Source organism: Thermocatellispora tengchongensis (genome assembly GCF_014202315.1).
Taxonomy (GTDB): Bacteria; Actinomycetota; Actinomycetes; order Streptosporangiales; family Streptosporangiaceae; genus Thermocatellispora; species Thermocatellispora tengchongensis.
On record NZ_JACHGN010000004.1, the window covers coordinates 385,279 to 400,820 of the forward strand.

Here is a 15,542-nt window from a genome sequence, read left to right on the forward strand (position 1 = left end):
CTCAGTATGCCCCGCGCAAGCGGCAGGGCTGGTCCGTACACCTTCTGGACACGAAACCGTCCGGGGACCGATACTCATGAACATGAGCTCGCCGCCGCCCCCGTTTCGCGCGTCCGACGGGGATCGCGACCGCGCGATCAACGAGCTGCGCGACCGCGCGGTGGAAGGACGGCTGTCCCACGACACGTTCCTGGGACGCGTCGACATGGCCCTGCGCGCCCGCAGCCGGGGCGAGCTGGACGAGCTGGTGGCCGACCTGCCGCCGCGCGGGCGCTGGCGGCGCAGGCTGACCGAGGCGGTCGGCGCGGTCTCCGACTTCACGGTGCGGGTGCAGAGCGCCTGGCGCCGCCCGCGCTTACCGCGCCTGCCCCTGCCCGGCGACGACCGCCCGCGTTACGTCGTGGGCCGCGGCTCCGCCTGCGACCTGGTGCTCGCCGACCTGACCGTCTCACGCGTGCACGCCGAGCTGCGCCGCGAGGAGGACGGCGGCTGGATGCTGATCGATCTCGGCTCGCTCAACGGCACCCGGCTCAACGGCTGGCGCCTCGTCGGCCCGGCCCGGGTCAGGCCGGGCGACGAGATCTCCTTCGGCGACTGCGCCTTCCTGGTGGCGGCCGGCCAGGTGACCGTCTAGCCCTTCGCCCCCTGCTCCGCCCGCGCGTCGGCCTGCGCCTGCGCCCTGGCCAGCTCGCCGGCCGTGAGCCGGTAGCGCATCACCAGCACGATGCTCAGCGCCATCGCCGCCGCGGGCAGCAGTGTGCCGCCGTACGTCACCGCCATGATCGCCGACTCCGGCTGCGCGACCCGCTCGGAGGCGTCCGACTCCACGAAGCCCGCCGCGCCGAGCACCCAGCCCAGCACCAGCGCGCCGAACGCGAACACGACGGTCTCGCAGGCCGTCCACAGCCCGGTGAACACCCCCGCCCGCGACCTGCCCGACACCAGGGCGTCGTGCACGACCACGTCGGCCAGCATGGAGTACTGCAGGAGCTGGAAGCCCGCGTACCCGACCCCGACGACCGCAACGCACACGTGCGCGTACACCGCGCCGAGCTGCGGGGTGAGCACCAGCGCCACGCCGCCGGCCAGGAACAGCGCCGAGGCCAGGATCATCGCGCCGCGCTTCTCCAGCCGCTTGGACAGCCACACCCACAGCGGCATGGTGAGCAGGATCGGCCCGACCAGCGCCACGAACAGCGTCGTGGTGGCCTCGGGGGCGTCCAGCAGGTACGTCGCCAGGTACGGCGCGCCGGCCAGCATCAGCCCGGCCGCGAGCATCTGCGCGCAACTGAAGCCCAGCAGCACCAGGAACGTCTTGCTGGTGCGCGCCACCCTGAACTGGGCCATGATCGTGCCCTCGGCCTCGGTGCGCCGCACGACCGGCGCGGACGCCGTGCCGAAGAACGTGCCCAGCATCGCGACCAGCAGCAGCGCGCCCACGGCCAGGCCCATCGTGCGGTAGCCGCCGACCGTGCCGCCCGCCGCCTCGGCGTTGGTGATCGCGGGGGCGACCGCGCCGCTGAGCAGGATCGCCACGCCGAGGAAGACCATCCGCCACTGGAGCAGCGAGGACCGCTCGTGGTAGTCGTCGGTCATCTCGACCGGCATCGCCTTGTAGGGCACCTCGAAGAACGCGAACGCGGTCGTGGTGAGGAAGAACATCACGCCGACGTACAGCGCGGCGGCGCCGCCGGTCAGGGGCGGCCCGGCGAAGGTCAGCGCGAACGTCACCGGCAGGGTCAGCGCGCCGAGCAGCAGCCACGGCCGCCGGGCGCCCCACCGGGACGTGGTGCGGTCGGAACGCTGGCCGACGTAGGGGTTGATGAACAGGTCCCACACCTTGGGCAGGAACACGACCAGGCCGGCCAGCCAGGCGGGGACGGCCAGCACGTTGGTCATGTAGTAGAGCAGCAGCAGGCCCGGGACGGTGCCGAAGGTCCCGGTGCAGAAGGACCCGACTCCGTAGCCGAGACGCACCGAGCGCGGCACGGTGACCACGGCGGGGGCGGACGCCGATGTGACCATTGCCATATTGAACACGAGGGAATCACCCGCGGGTAGCCCCGAACGTGATGCGGTCTCGCGAAGATACGTTGATTTGCGTATTGCCGGGGAGGACGGCGTTCTCGATGATCGCTGCATCGCCCCCTCCAGTGCAGGAGAGCCAGCCCGTGTCTTCCCGGACCGTGCCTTCCAGGACCGTGTCTTCCCGGACCGCCGTGCTCCTCGCCGGCGCGCTGGTGACCGGCCTGGCCTGGGCCTCCGCGCCCCTGCCCGCCGCCACCGCGCTCGACCCCGCGCCCGGCGTCGCCGACCTGGCCCAGGACCTGAACCGGATCCTCGCGGACTCGCGGCTGGACGCGGCCCGCGCCGGCGTCGTGGTGCGGGCCGCCGAATCCGGCGAGGAGCTGTACGGCCAGGACGCCGGCAAGATCTTCACGCCCGCGTCCAACACCAAGCTGCTCACCTCCGCCGCCGCCGTGGACATCCTCGGGCTGGACCACCGCTTCCGCACCGAGGTGCTCGCCTCGGGCCGCAGGGCGGGCGGCGTCCTGACCGGCGACCTGTACCTGAAGGGGACCGGCGACCCGACCATGCTGGCCGCCGACTACGACGCCCTGGCCGCCGAAGTGGCCGCGGCCGGGGTGAAGGTGGTCACCGGCAGGCTGGTCGCCGACGACACCTGGTTCGACGATGTACGCCTGGGCACCGACTGGGCCTGGGACGACGAGCCGTACTACTACGCGGCGCAGATCTCCGCCCTGACCGCCTCCCCCGACACCGACTACGACGCAGGCTCCGTCATCGTCTCGGTGGCGCCGGGCGGCGCCGCGGGCACGCCGGCCAAGGTGTCCACGACCCCCGAGACCGGCTACCTGAAGATCGTGAACCGGGCCACCACCGGCGACTCGACCGACGTCGTGGTGCAGCGGCAGCACGGCACCAACACGGTGGTCATCACCGGCACCGTGGCCGGCGCCTACGAGGAGTGGGTCGCGGTGGACGACCCGACGGGGTACGCGGCCTCGCTGTTCCGCGCGGGCCTGGCCAAGCACGGCGTACGGGTGCTCGGCCCGACCGGGCGCGGCGCCGCCCCCTCCGGCGCGAGATCCCTCGCCGCGCGCGAGTCGATGCCGCTGAGCGAGCTGCTGGTGCCGTTCCTGAAGCTGAGCAACAACATGCACGCCGAGATCCTCACCAAGACGATCGGGCGCAAGGTCGCGAACGCGGGCACCTGGAGCGCCGGCCTGGCCGCGATCGGCGAGTTCGCCCGCGCCAACGGCGTGACCACCTCACGGCTGCGCGACGGCTCGGGCCTGTCCCGCGTGGACGGCCTCACCCCGGCGGGCCTGACCTCCCTGCTCATCGCGCTGCGCGCCAAGCCGTGGTTCCCCACCTGGTACGCCGCCCTCCCCGTCGCCGGCGAGCCCGGCCGCATGGTCGGCGGCACCCTGCGCAGCCGCATGCGCGGCACCCCCGCCGCCGGGAACGTCCACGCCAAGACCGGCTCCCTGACCGGCGTCACCTCCCTGTCGGGCTACGTGACCAGCGCCGACGGCGAGCCCCTGGTCTTCTCCATCATGATCAACCAGTACCTCTCGGCCTCGCCGAAGGACATCGAGGACCAGATCGCCGTACGCCTGGCCCGTTTCAGCCGCACCACCCCCGCCGACGTCCCCGCCACCACCCGCGCCCGGACGGCCGGCGGCCAGGACGCGGGCGACCTGGAATGCTCCTGGCGCAAGCCCGCCCCCTGCTGAGTCGCCCCAGGTGGCCCACGAGGCCGGGGCGTGGTGTGAGTGGTGCCCATCCCGTGCGCGAGCATGCGCCCTGGTGCCGTGGGGAGGCCGGCGGGCGAGTCCGGGAGGTCGTGGATGGAGATCACGCGCGCCCCGGTCCCCGTGTGGAGGACGGGGTGCGGGGTGTGCGGGTGGGGTAGGTACCGGTCGGCCGCGGCGGGTTCGGGCCGTACCGGCGCCGGGCGTGGGGCCGTTCACTTCGCCTGTCTTGGGGTGTGATTTCCGTCACTGTCGGCGCCCGGCCGGCGTGCGCTGCGGACGCCTCGCGCGGAGGGCGCGCGAGGGGCGGCGAGGGGCGCCCGGTGGCGGAACGTCCGTAACGACAGGGGATACGAAGATCGAGATAATTTCCGGAAGTTTCTCGGGCGGTGATTGAACCGTGATCGTTCCAGACGCGTATAGCCCGCCCCAGGTTTACCTCTAGTCACACTAATTTCGTCATTTACGAGACATGCCCGATGCGTCCCGGCCAGAATGCGGTTCCCGTCAGGTGTCACCACCCCCTCATGGAGGACCACATGCGCAGACTCTCCCGAGCACTTGTGTGCGTCGGCAGTCTGGCGGCGCTGAGCATCCCCGTAACCGGCATTCCCGCCCAAGCCGCATCCGGAGCCGGGCAGGCGGCGACCGACGCGTGCCGGCTCGTCTCGGCCCGGCCCGTCGCGACCGAGACCTCGATCCGCGCCAATGTGGTCCGCGCCGGGTGCACCGAGCCGGCGCTGGTGCGCATCCAGATCAAGGTGGCCAGGTTCGGGCCCGACACCAGCGTGCGCCGCGGGAAGAAGGTCCTGGAGAACGGCCAGATCACGACGTCCGCGCGGTGCTCCACGCGGCCGCGTACGTACTACGTCGTCGCCACCGACACCGAGGGCAACGTGACCCGGTCGCGGCCGGCCAAGCTCACCTGCGCCCCCGAGGGCAGCACGCCCGTCCCGGCGCCCACCCCCGACACCACGACCACGCCGAACCCCAGCCCGACCCAGGACGGCGCGACGGTGGGCACCGCGGAGGAGAACGAGGTGGTGCGGCTGACCAACGCCGAGCGGGCCAAGGCCGGCTGCAAGGCGCTCGTCCACGACGCCAAGCTGCACACCGCCGCGCTGAACCACTCCAAGGACATGGCGGCCAACAACTACTTCTCGCACACCTCGCGCAGCGGCAAGACCTTCGACCAGCGGATCAAGGAGGCCGGTTTCGCCCCGATCCGGGCGCTGGGCGAGAACATCGCCTACGGCTACCGCACCCCGGCCGAGGTCGTCAAGGGGTGGATGAACAGCTCCGGGCACCGCGCCAACATCCTGAACTGCTCCTACACCCACATCGGGGTGGGCATGGCCAAGCGCGGCGACACGCCGTACTGGACGCAGGACTTCGGCAGGCACTAGCCGGCAGGCCGGGCAACCGGCAGGGCACGCCGCAGGACATGCGAAACGGCTCGCGGGGCGCGCCCGCGAGCCGTTCGTGTGCGGAAGGGCTTACTGCTCCTTCAGCCAGCTCATCATCGGACGGAGCTTGGCGCCGGTCTGCTCGATCGGGTGCTGGGACAGCTCCTCGCGGAACTTGCGGAAGTTGTTCTGGCCGCCGTCGAACTCCTCGACCAGCTCACGGGCGAAGGTGCCGTTCTGGACCTCGGCGAGGATGCGCTGCATCTCCTTCTTGGTCTCGGAGGTGACCACGCGCGGGCCGCGGGTGTAGCCGCCGTACTCGGCGGTGTCGGAGACCGACCAGTACATCTTGGAGATGCCGCCCTCGTACATCAGGTCCACGATCAGCTTCATCTCGTGCAGGCACTCGAAGTAGGCGACCTCGGGCTGGTAGCCGGCCTCGATCAGGGTCTCGAAGCCCGCCTTGATCAGCTCGGACACGCCGCCGCACAGCACGGCCTGCTCGCCGAACAGGTCGGTCTCGGTCTCCTCGGTGAAGGTGGTCTTCAGCGCGCCGGCGCGGGTGCCGCCGATGCCCTTGGCGTAGGACAGGGCGAGGTCCCAGGCCCGGCCGCTGGCGTCCTTCTCGACCGCGACCAGGCACGGCACGCCGCGGCCGGCGGAGAACTGACGGCGTACGAGGTGGCCCGGCCCCTTGGGGGCGACCATGGCGACGTCCACGCCCTCGGGCGCCTGGATCAGGCCGTAGCGGATGTTCAGGCCGTGGCCGAAGAACAGCGCGTCGCCCTCGACCAGGTTCGGCGCGACGTGGTTGGCGTACAGGTCGCGCTGGAGGTGGTCGGGCGCCAGGATCATGATGAGGTCGGCCTCCTCGGCCGCCTCACCCGGGGTGAGCACCCGCAGGCCGTCGTCCTCGGCCTTCTCCCTGCTCTTGGACCCCTCCGGCAGACCGACCCGGACGTCCACCCCGGAGTCGCGCAGCGACAGGGCGTGCGCGTGACCCTGGCTGCCGTACCCCAGGACGGCCACGTGCCGACCTTGGATGATCGACAGGTCGGCCTGGTCGTCGTAGAAGATCTCGGTCACTGAATCTGTTACCTTTCCTGAAATACGATCACGCGCTGCGGTCGAGCGCACGGAGCGAGCGGTCGGTGATGGAGCGGGCACCGCGGCCGACGGCCACCATGCCCGACTGCACCAGCTCCTTGATCCCGAAGGGGTCGAGCACCTTGATGAACGCCTCGAGCTTGTCGGGCGTGCCGGTCACCTCGATCGTCACCGCGTCGGCGGCGACGTCGACGCACCTGGCCCGGAACAGGTTGACCAGCTCAAGGACGTGAGAGCGCGTCTCCGCGTCGGCCCTGACCTTGATCAGCATGAGCTCGCGCTGCACCGACTGCGCCGGGTCCAGCTCGACGATCTTCAGCACGTTGACCAGCTTGTTGAGCTGCTTGGTCACCTGTTCCAGCGGGAGGTCCTCGACGTTGACCACGATGGTCATGCGGGAGATGTCATCGTGCTCGGTCGGGCCGACGGCGAGCGAGTCGATGTTGAAGCCCCGGCGGCTGAACAGGGCCGCGACCCGTGCGAGCACGCCGGGCTTGTTCTCGACGAGCACCGACAGAGTGTGCCTGCTCATGTGCCTAGTCCTCCGAGTCCCACTTCGGGGCCATGTCCCTGGCGACCTTGATGTCATCGTTGCTGGTGCCGGCCGCGACCATCGGCCAGACCATGGCGTCCTGGTGCACGACGAAGTCGATCACCACGGGCACGTCGTTGATCTCCATCGCCTTCTTGATGGTGGCATCCACGTCCTCGGCCCGCTCGCAGCGCAGGCCGACACAACCGTACGCCTCCGCGAGCTTGACGAAGTCGGGGATCCGGCGAACCGTCTGCAGATTCGTGTTGGAGTAACGCTCGTTGTAGAACAGGGTCTGCCACTGCCGGACCATGCCCAGGTTGCCGTTATTGATCACAGCGATCTTGATCGGCACGCCCTCCAGGGCGCAGGTGGCCAGCTCCTGGTTGGTCATCTGGAAGCAGCCGTCGCCGTCGATGGCCCACACGGTGCGCTCGGGGCGGCCCATCTTGGCGCCCATGGCGGCCGGGATCGCGAAGCCCATCGTGCCGGCGCCGCCGGAGTTGATGAACGTGCCCGGGTGCTCGTAGCCGATGAACTGCGCGGCCCACATCTGGTGCTGGCCCACCCCGGCGACGTACGTGGCGTCGGGGCCGACGATCGCGCTCAGCCGCTCCATGACGTACTGCGGGGCCAGGGTGCCGTCCTCGTACTCCTCGTAGCCGAGGGGGTAGGTGGAACGGTAGTTGTTCAGCGTGGCCCACCACTCGGTGTAGTCGCCGCGGCGGCCGTTGGCGTACTCGTTCTCCACCGCGGTGATCAGGTCGCCGATCACCTCGCGGCAGTCGCCGACGATCGGGACGTCGGCGTGGCGGTTCTTGGAGATCTCGGCCGGGTCGATGTCCGCGTGCACGACCTTCGCGTACGGCGCGAAGGTCGCCAGATCGCCGGTCACCCGGTCGTCGAACCGGGCGCCCAGCGCCACGATCAGGTCGCCGCGCTGCAGCGAGCCCACCGCCGCCACGCTGCCGTGCATGCCCGGCATGCCCAGGTGCTGGGGATGACTGTCGGGGAAGGTGCCGCGGGCCATCAGCGTGGTGATCACCGGCATGCCGGTCAGCTCGGCCAGCTTGCGCAGCTCCTGCGACGCGCGGGCCTTGTGCACGCCGCCGCCGACGTACAGGACGGGGCGCTTGGACTCCACGATCAGCTTCGCGGCCTCGCGGATCTGCTTGGAGTGGGGGCGGGTCACCGGGCGGTAGCCGGGGAGCTGCATGACCGGGGGCCAGGAGAAGGTGGTCATCGCCTGCAGCGCGTCCTTGGCGATGTCCACCAGCACCGGGCCGGGGCGGCCGGTGGAGGCGATGTGGAACGCCTCGGCGATCGTGCGCGGGATGTCGGCGGGGTCGGTGACCAGGAAGTTGTGCTTGGTGGTCGGCATCGTGATGCCCACGATGTCGGCCTCCTGGAAGGCGTCGGTGCCGATGGCGTTGCTGGCCACCTGCCCGGTGATCGCCACGATCGGCACCGAGTCCATGTACGCGTCGGCGATGGGCGTGACCAGGTTGGTCGCGCCGGGACCGCTGGTGGCCATGCAGACGCCGACCTTGCCGGTCGCCTGCGCGTAGCCCTCGGCGGCGTGACCGGCGCCCTGCTCGTGCCGTACAAGCACGTGCCGGACCTTGGTCGAGTCGAGGAGGGGATCGTAGGCGGGGAGGATCGCGCCGCCCGGGATCCCGAACACCGTGTCGACACCGACGTGCTCCAGGGCCTTCACCAGGGCCTGTGCACCTGTCATCCGTTCGGTCATCGGCTCGTTTCCTTGCGTGGCTGAGCTTGCTGCTGGCGTCTTGGCATAAAAAATGCCCCACCCGCCCGGTGGGGCGGAGCTGGGGCGGCGCGCAGGTCGAAGTGCTTCGCGTTAGCGGCCTGCGCGCCAGCGAAGTACTACGAGAATGTCCCTGCGAAGCATGACCCCTACCATAGCCGCTCTCGCGGGCACGATGTCAACTTGGTGGGACGCACGTCTCAGGATACGGACGTTGCGTGTCCACCGCGCTCAGGCCGTGCTCTGCAGGCTGGTCCGCATCAGCGTATCGACGCCGCGCGCCGCCATCGGCCGGGCCACCAGGTAGCCCTGGCCGCGGGTGCAGCCCATCTCACGCAGCAGTTCGAGCTGCTCGGGCCGCTCGATGCCCTCGGCGACCACGATCAGGCCCAGGTCGTGGCCCAGGCGCACGATCGTACGGGTGAGCAGCGTGAGCGTGTCGTCGTGGCCGAGGCCCGACACGAACGACGGGTCGATCTTGATCATGTCGACCGGGAGCTGACGCAGGAAGGCCAGCGAGGCGTAGCCGGTGCCGAAGTCGTCGATGGCCAGGCGCACGCCGAGCCGGCGCAGCTCCGACAGCCGCTGGATCGTCTCGCCCGCGTCGTCCACCAGCATCTCCTCGATGACCTCAAGGGTCAGCGCGCTCGGCGGCAGGCCGCTCTCGGCCAGCGCCTCGGAGACGGTCTCCACGAACCTGGGCGCGGTGATCTGGCGGGCGGACAGGTTCACCGACAGGCCGATGTCCCAGGACGACGCCCGCCACGCGGCCACCTCGCGGCAGGACTCCTTCAGGATCCACTCGCTCAGCGGCACGATCAGCCCGGTGTCCTCGGCCGGGCCGAGGAACTGCTCCGGCGGCACGAACGCGCTGCCCCGCCACCAGCGCACCAGCGCCTCGACCGCGGTGACCCGGCTGGTCGCCAGGTCCACCACGGGCTGGAACTCCACCGCGAACTGGTTCTCCAGCAGCGCCCGCTGCAGGTCGGCGGCCAGCTCCAGGCGGCGTACGACGTCGGTGTGCATGTGCGCGGCGAACACCTCGACCCGGCGCCCGCCCAGCTCCTTGGCCCGCGCCATCGCCACGTCGGCGTTGCGGATCAGGTCGGCGGACGGCACGCCGTCCTCGGCGAAGGCCACGCCGACGCTCGCCGTCAGCGCGATGTCGCGGTCGGCGACCCGGAACGGCTCCTGCGAGACCGCGCGCACCAGCCGCTCGGCCAGGTCCACCACGGCCTGCGCCTCGGTGCCGCTCTCCACCAGCACCGCGAACTCGTCGCCGCCCCAGCGGGCCAGCGTGTCGTCGGAGCGTACGGCCGAGCGCAGCCTGCGCGCCGCCTGGCCGAGCAGGTAGTCGCCGCTCGCGTGGCCCACCGAGTCGTTCACGGCGGTGAACCCGTCGAGATCGAGGAAGACGACCGCGCTGCGGCCCGCCGCCCGCCCGGCCAGCACCTCGCGGGTGCGCTCCTCGAAGTACGCCCGGTTGGGCAGGCCGGTGACGCCGTCGTGGAAGGTCAGGTGGTTGACCTGGTTGCGCAGGGCCTCCTGGTCGCTGATGTCGCGGGTGGAGACCAGCAGCAGGTCCTCGCCCCGGGAGTGGCGGGTGGCCACCGACTCGGTGGGCCGCCACGTGCCGTCGGACGCCCGTACGCGGCAGGCGATCATGCACGCCCCGCCCGGGTCGGACGGCTCCTCGTCCAGGTTCATCGCGCGCAGCGCGGCCTGGATGCCCGGCACGTCCTCCGGGTGGATGTAGTCGAAGATCGAGCCGCCGACCAGGTCGGCGGGGCGGTAGCCGTAGACCCGCTCGACCTGCTCGCCGATCTCGTGCACCACGCCCTCGTGGTCGCACAGCAGCACCACGTCGCCGGTGCTCTCGGCCAGTTCGCGGAGCTGCCGCTCGCCGGTGGCGACCAGGCGGCGCAGCTCGCCGTTCTCTGCCAGCACCACGAACAGCCGTACCAGCAGCACCAGCACCACCGAGGCGATCACGGAGGAGATCAGCGGCGTCGGCGCGCCCGTGTTGCCGCTCACCACGCTGACCACGACCAGCACCGTGGCCAGGGCCACCAGCGTGAGCGGGATGGCGGCGATGACGCCGGCGGCGATCGGCCCGGGGGCGCGCCGCGGCTCGTCGTCCATGTCCACCGAACGCGACCTGCGCCCGCTCCACGGCGAGGCGGCGAGCAGCAGGAACGCCACCGGCGCCAGCCACACCCCGGCCAGCGGCGGATCGTCGCCCCCCACCCGGGCCACGGCGGTGGCCATCTCGCCGGTCGTGACCGCGGCGAGCACCGCGAGCCCGGCCAGCCCGACCGGCCAGGCGGAGGATCGGCTCACCACCACCCCGGGGCCCACCGCGCAGGCGGCCAGCAGGCACAACATCGGCGCGGCCAGCGGCAGCGCGAACCCGGCCGACTCGCCCAGATCCCGGTAGAGCGGGCCCAGCGCCACCACCCAGCTCATCACGAACAGCGAGGCCGCGCACAGGTAGGCGTCGGTCACGTGCCGTAGCACCGCGCGTCCGTGCGGGGGCGGTCCCGCCGTCAGGTAGCAGCCGACCGCGAGCAGCATCGCACCCGTGATCAGCGGTAGATCGGCGAAGGTCACGGTGAAGGAGGCGTCGCCGGCGACCGGCCGCAGCCCGACGCCCAGCATCCAGGCGAACGCGCCCGAGGCGAGCCAGCGCCAGGCCAGCACCGTACGCCGGTGGCCCGGCCCGACCCGGATCGCCGCCGCGATGAGGGACACGCAGGCGAGCACCCCGGCCGCGACACCCGCCACCGCGCCCACGACGACCGTGCGCGCGTCGATGAGGAGCGCGGCCACCAGCCCCACCGCCCCGGTCACGGCGGCGGCGGTCAGCGGAACCCGGGGATCACGCCAGCGGATCAAATTCGTCTGCCCATCCGGTGTCTCGTCGGCGCCGTCGCCGACACACGCTGTCGGCGGGACGCCCGCTCCTGACGGCACTTCGGCCGTATGGTCGGCGTCTTCTCAACTCACCTGCCCGTCGCGGGTGCTCGTCCTTGAGACCGCGCAACAGCTTCGTCGTCAGTGTGTGCGCTCACGCGCTCGCGCGTGGCCACAACGTCTCAGTTGTCATCGATCTGATAACCAGCTCGACCGGATGACCCGCTTGCGGTGGATCGCCCCACCGCGACCGCTTCATCCGACCAACCCCGCCCTCGCCAGAACGACGGGACCGGCGCCAGGATCGGCTCGCGCGCGTCCCACCGGCAGCCGTGCGTGGTCCGGATCGCGGCTTCACCCCACGGCTTACTCGTGGTGTGGCCCACCGTACGCACATAAGGTCACGAGGCAGCCACGTTCCGGAATCCATTATTGGCTCACTGTGTTCCCGTGATCACGCTCATCGGCTCAGTAGTTTCCGCTGATCACATTGAGCAGCGGCTCCCCGGAGACGTACCGGCGCATCTGCTCCCGCACCAGCCTCAGCAGCCGCCGCTGCGAGGCGGGCGTGCTGCCCCCGATGTGCGGCGTGATCAGCACCCCCGGCGCCTCCCACAGCGGGTGGCCGGGCGGCAGCGGCTCGGGATCGGTCACGTCCAGCGCCGCCCGCAGCCGCCCCCGCCCCACCTCGGCCAGCAGCGCCTCGGTGTCCACCAGGCTCCCCCGGGCCGCGTTGACCAGCACCGCGCCGTCCCGCATCCTGGCGAGGAACGCGGCGTCCACCATCCCCGCCGTGTCACGGGTCGCCGGGGCCAGCAGCACCACGACGTCGGCGTGCGGCAACAGCTCCGGCAGCTCGTCCTGTCCGTGCACCCGCACGGGCAGCCCGCCGGGCCCCTCCGCCTCCCGCGCCGTACGCGCCACCCGTACGACGTCCACCTCGAACCCGGCCAGCCGCCGCTCCAGCGCCGCCCCGATGGACCCGTACCCCACGATCAGCACCGTCGAGTCGGCCAGCGCCCCGGTCGGGTGGTACGCCCACCGCCCCTCCCGCTGCGCCGCCGCGAACTCCGGGAACTCCCGCAACACCGCGATCATCGCCCCGACGGCCCACTCCGCGGTCCCCGCGTCGTGCACCCCCCGCGCGTTGCACAGCACCACGCCGTCGGGAATGTGCCCCCGGTACGGCTCCACCCCCGCACTGACCGCCTGCACCAGCCGCAACTTCGGCAACCGCCCGATCACCCCCGCCACGTCCGCGACGGGGATCAGCGGCGGCACCCACACCTCCACCTCCTCCCCGTCGGGCATGGGCCCGGAGCCGTCGAACACGACGCACTCCACCGCCGGCAAGTCCCCCAAAACCCCTGCAATCTCCCCCGAAGGCACCCACATCCTCATGCCGCACACCCTAACGATCCACAGCCCCTCCCCCACCGCCCGCCACTATCCACAGCCCGCCCCCCACCGCCCGCCACTATCCACAGAACCCCGTTCGCCCCCGCAGCGGCCCACCGCTTCGCATCACCCTGGGTGATACCGGAGTGACGCTGCGACAGAAAGGGCCTACCATCATGACCATGGCACAGACCTGGGCGACGATCGCCACCCTGGCCACGGTGCTCCTGACGATGATCGCCCTGGTCCTCAGGACCATCAGAGCCGAGATCGGCTCAGTGAGATCCGAGATCGGCTCAGTGAGATCCGAGATCGGCGGGCTCCGCAACCTGATGGACGCCCGCTTCGAGGCAGTGAACCATCGCATGGACCAGATGGACCGCCGCCTGGAAAAGCTCGAATCCCTCGACCGCGAGGTCCACGCCCTGGCCATCAAGGCCTTCGGCGGCGACCCGCCCCCACCCCGCGACGCCTGACTCACCGCCGCTGAAGGGGTGGGCGACAAAAGCCGCCCCGGAGACCGGGCACTACCGGGATGCGCCGCTTCCCCGGCACCGGGCCCTACCCGCACGCGGATAGCCCCAGGGTTCCCTAGGCCGGGCGATACCGGCGCATGCGAGTGCACCCCGAGCCCTTGAGACCCGGCGCTACCTGTACCCCAGGACGGGGCCGGCTCAGGGCGGACGACGCCTGCGGGCCGGAAGAGGCCGCGCCCCCAGGGCCGCCAATACCTGCGCCCGCGGCCCCTGCCGCACTCCTGGGCTGTCCGGGTCCGGGAGGAGAGGGCGGGAGGGCGTCACGTTTCCGCAGGTTCCGGCGTCCACCCCCAATCCGCCTTGCGGAAGATCGACCGTTGCCCGGACACGCCCTGCCCGGACACGCCCTGCCCAGGCACCCCGTCTGCCGCAACCTGACGGGATTCACCACTCCCGCACTCGGTTGAGGGGCGGGTGGGTGGTTTACGCGGTGTTTCCGGGGGGTGTGGGAACGTGGGGCGGGTGGGGTGCGTAGGAACGAGTGAGCGAGTGCAGGAGCGTCGGGCGAGGAGGTCGGGATGACGTGGCCGGGTGGCGGCGGAGTGCGGAGGGCGGCGGTGGCGGTGGTCGCCGTGGTCGCCGCGGTGGTGTTGGGCGGGTGTTCGGGGGGAGGCGGGCCTGCCGAGGTCGGGGTGGGGCGTACGCCCACTCCGGGGGTGGCCGCCGCTGAATCTCCCGATACCGGCACCTCTCCTACGTCGTCGCCGTCGGTGTCGCCGGAAGGAGCTGTGGACGTCTCCGGCGCCAGGACTCTGGTCGAAGGACTGGCGGTGCCGTGGGACATCGCGTTCCTGCCTGACGGGAACGCGCTGGTGACCGAGCGGGATTCGGCGCGGTTGCTGCGGGTGTCGCCCGACGGGAGGGCCACGGCGATCGGGACGATCGAAGGGGTGTCGGCGGCCGGAGAGGGCGGGCTGCTCGGGGTGGCGGTCTCTCCGACATATGCGGACGATCAGTATATTTTCGTGTATTTCACCGCAGATGATGACAACCGAATTGTCCGATATCAGCTTGACGGTGATCGTCTATCCGACCGGCAGGTGATCCTCTCCGGCATTCCCAAGAGCGGCATCCACAACGGCGGACGGATCGCGTTCGGCCCCGACGGCCACTTGTACGCCGGGACCGGGGAGGCCGGGGACCAGCCGCTGGCGCAGGATCGCGAGTCGCTCGGGGGCAAGATCCTGCGGATGACCATGGACGGGCGGCCCGCGCCGGGGAACCCGTTCGAGGGATCGGTGGTGTGGAGCTACGGGCACCGCAACGTGCAGGGGCTCGCCTGGGACTCCCAGGGGCGGATGTTCGCCACCGAGTTCGGCCAGAACTCCTTCGACGAGATCAACCGGATCGAGAAGGGCGCGAACTACGGCTGGCCCGAGGTGGAGGGCGTCGGGGGCGACGACCGGTTCGTCGATCCCCTGCTGACCTGGTCCACCGACGAGGCCTCGCCCTCCGGCCTGGCGTACGCGGGCGGGTCCCTGTGGGCGGCGGCCCTGCGCGGGGCGCGTCTGTGGCAGGTGCCGCTCTCGGCGGACGGCGAGGCCGGTAGGCCGATCGCTCACTTCGAGGGCGAGTACGGCCGCATCCGGGCGGCCACCCCGGCCCCGGACGGCTCGCTGTGGATCAGCACCAGCAACAAGGACGGCCGCGGCGACCCCGACCCCGCCGACGACCGCATCATCGTGCTACCCGCCCGCCGCTGACGCCGATAGCCAGGACCACGTGCGCCGGCCGGTGTCGCCCCACTCTGGCGATCCGGGGCGCCTCGTCGGATGCAGGTAGCGCGCGCGGTCACGGGGTCACGCGCAACTCGCACGCGTCGGTGTCGCCGGCCCAAGGAAGCCGGGCATATTTCGCGCGTGCAGGTGGCGGGCGGCATGCCGGGGCGTGGGGTCGGCTGCCGGTTTGGTGAGCGGTCTTGGGAGGCTTGCCGGGCGCACCCCTTGGCGGCGAGTGGCACCGGATGGTTGGCGCAGGTCAGGTTGGCCTTGGGTGGCAGGCAGTGCGGATGGTGGGGTCGCGTTTGACCTAGGCAGCGTGTGTGGTGGGAGACCCGGAGGCCACCCGGGCGTAACCCGTCAGCAGGCGCAGGCAAGGTCAGCC

The 15,542-nt window shown here is 71.3% G+C and carries 11 protein-coding genes; 5 read left to right on the forward strand and 6 right to left on the reverse strand.

Annotated elements, in window-relative coordinates; all coding sequences use genetic code 11:
* Positions 1–82 precede the first annotated feature (82 nt).
* On the forward strand, positions 83–634 hold the full coding sequence (locus HNP84_RS11165) for an FHA domain-containing protein (protein ID WP_185049543.1): 552 nt from the start codon (positions 83–85) through the stop codon (positions 632–634).
* On the opposite strand, the gene HNP84_RS11170 is transcribed toward HNP84_RS11165, so the two are convergent.
* Positions 631–2,025: an MFS transporter gene (locus tag HNP84_RS11170; protein ID WP_185049544.1), complete on the reverse strand. Its 1,395-nt coding sequence runs from the start codon at positions 2,023–2,025 to the stop codon at positions 631–633. The two genes, HNP84_RS11165 and HNP84_RS11170, sit on opposite strands and share 4 nt — an antisense overlap.
* A 176-nt stretch (positions 2,026–2,201) precedes the next feature.
* Here HNP84_RS11170 and dacB point away from each other — a divergent pair, with 176 nt between their 5' ends.
* Both dacB and HNP84_RS11180 read left to right on the forward strand, forming a co-directional pair.
* Positions 2,202–3,761: a D-alanyl-D-alanine carboxypeptidase/D-alanyl-D-alanine endopeptidase gene (dacB, locus tag HNP84_RS11175; RefSeq protein ID WP_312924401.1), complete on the forward strand. Its 1,560-nt coding sequence runs from the start codon at positions 2,202–2,204 to the stop codon at positions 3,759–3,761.
* Between the two features lie 557 nt (positions 3,762–4,318).
* On the forward strand, positions 4,319–5,185 hold the full coding sequence (locus HNP84_RS11180; RefSeq protein WP_185049546.1) for a CAP domain-containing protein: 867 nt from the start codon (positions 4,319–4,321) through the stop codon (positions 5,183–5,185).
* A gap of 90 nt (positions 5,186–5,275) precedes the next feature.
* Here the strand turns inward: HNP84_RS11180 and ilvC are convergent, their stop codons facing one another.
* The 5 genes from ilvC to HNP84_RS11205 form a co-directional block, all read right to left on the reverse strand.
* Entirely contained in the window at positions 5,276–6,271 is a 996-nt protein-coding gene (ilvC, locus tag HNP84_RS11185; RefSeq protein WP_512700962.1) for a ketol-acid reductoisomerase, read from the reverse strand.
* Between the two features lie 28 nt (positions 6,272–6,299).
* Entirely contained in the window at positions 6,300–6,824 is a 525-nt protein-coding gene (gene ilvN / locus HNP84_RS11190; RefSeq protein ID WP_185049547.1) for an acetolactate synthase small subunit, read from the reverse strand.
* Positions 6,825–6,828: 4 nt separating this feature from the next.
* Positions 6,829–8,628, reverse strand: coding sequence for an acetolactate synthase large subunit (locus HNP84_RS11195; RefSeq protein ID WP_312924529.1), 1,800 nt, complete (start codon positions 8,626–8,628; stop codon positions 6,829–6,831).
* A 195-nt stretch (positions 8,629–8,823) separates the two neighbouring features.
* Positions 8,824–11,442: an EAL domain-containing protein gene (locus HNP84_RS11200; protein WP_312924405.1), complete on the reverse strand. Its 2,619-nt coding sequence runs from the start codon at positions 11,440–11,442 to the stop codon at positions 8,824–8,826.
* Between the two features lie 531 nt (positions 11,443–11,973).
* Positions 11,974–12,837 carry a 2-hydroxyacid dehydrogenase gene (locus HNP84_RS11205; RefSeq protein ID WP_312924406.1) on the reverse strand — a complete coding sequence of 288 codons (864 nt, stop codon included), beginning with the start codon at positions 12,835–12,837 and terminating at the stop codon, positions 11,974–11,976.
* A gap of 248 nt (positions 12,838–13,085) precedes the next feature.
* On the opposite strand from HNP84_RS11205, the gene HNP84_RS11210 reads away from it, so the two are divergent.
* Both HNP84_RS11210 and HNP84_RS11215 read left to right on the forward strand, forming a co-directional pair.
* Positions 13,086–13,379, forward strand: a complete 294-nt coding sequence (locus tag HNP84_RS11210; RefSeq protein WP_185049550.1) for a hypothetical protein — start codon at positions 13,086–13,088, stop codon at positions 13,377–13,379.
* Positions 13,380–13,957: 578 nt separating this feature from the next.
* Positions 13,958–15,142 carry a PQQ-dependent sugar dehydrogenase gene (locus HNP84_RS11215; protein WP_185049551.1) on the forward strand — a complete coding sequence of 395 codons (1,185 nt, stop codon included), beginning with the start codon at positions 13,958–13,960 and terminating at the stop codon, positions 15,140–15,142.
* Positions 15,143–15,542 lie beyond the last annotated feature (400 nt).

What these genes read in the sequence shown, in the direction of transcription:
- ilvN (WP_185049547.1), bottom strand. Translation starts at nt 6,824, where the DNA reads ATGAGCAGGCACACTCTGTCGGTGCTCGTCGAGAACAAGCCCGGCGTG.
- HNP84_RS11170 (WP_185049544.1), bottom strand. Translation starts at nt 2,025, where the DNA reads ATGGTCACATCGGCGTCCGCCCCCGCCGTGGTCACCGTGCCGCGCTCG.
- HNP84_RS11165 (WP_185049543.1), top strand. Translation starts at nt 83, where the DNA reads ATGAGCTCGCCGCCGCCCCCGTTTCGCGCGTCCGACGGGGATCGCGAC.
- HNP84_RS11180 (WP_185049546.1), top strand. Translation starts at nt 4,319, where the DNA reads ATGCGCAGACTCTCCCGAGCACTTGTGTGCGTCGGCAGTCTGGCGGCG.
- HNP84_RS11210 (WP_185049550.1), top strand. Translation starts at nt 13,086, where the DNA reads ATGGCACAGACCTGGGCGACGATCGCCACCCTGGCCACGGTGCTCCTG.
- HNP84_RS11215 (WP_185049551.1), top strand. Translation starts at nt 13,958, where the DNA reads ATGACGTGGCCGGGTGGCGGCGGAGTGCGGAGGGCGGCGGTGGCGGTG.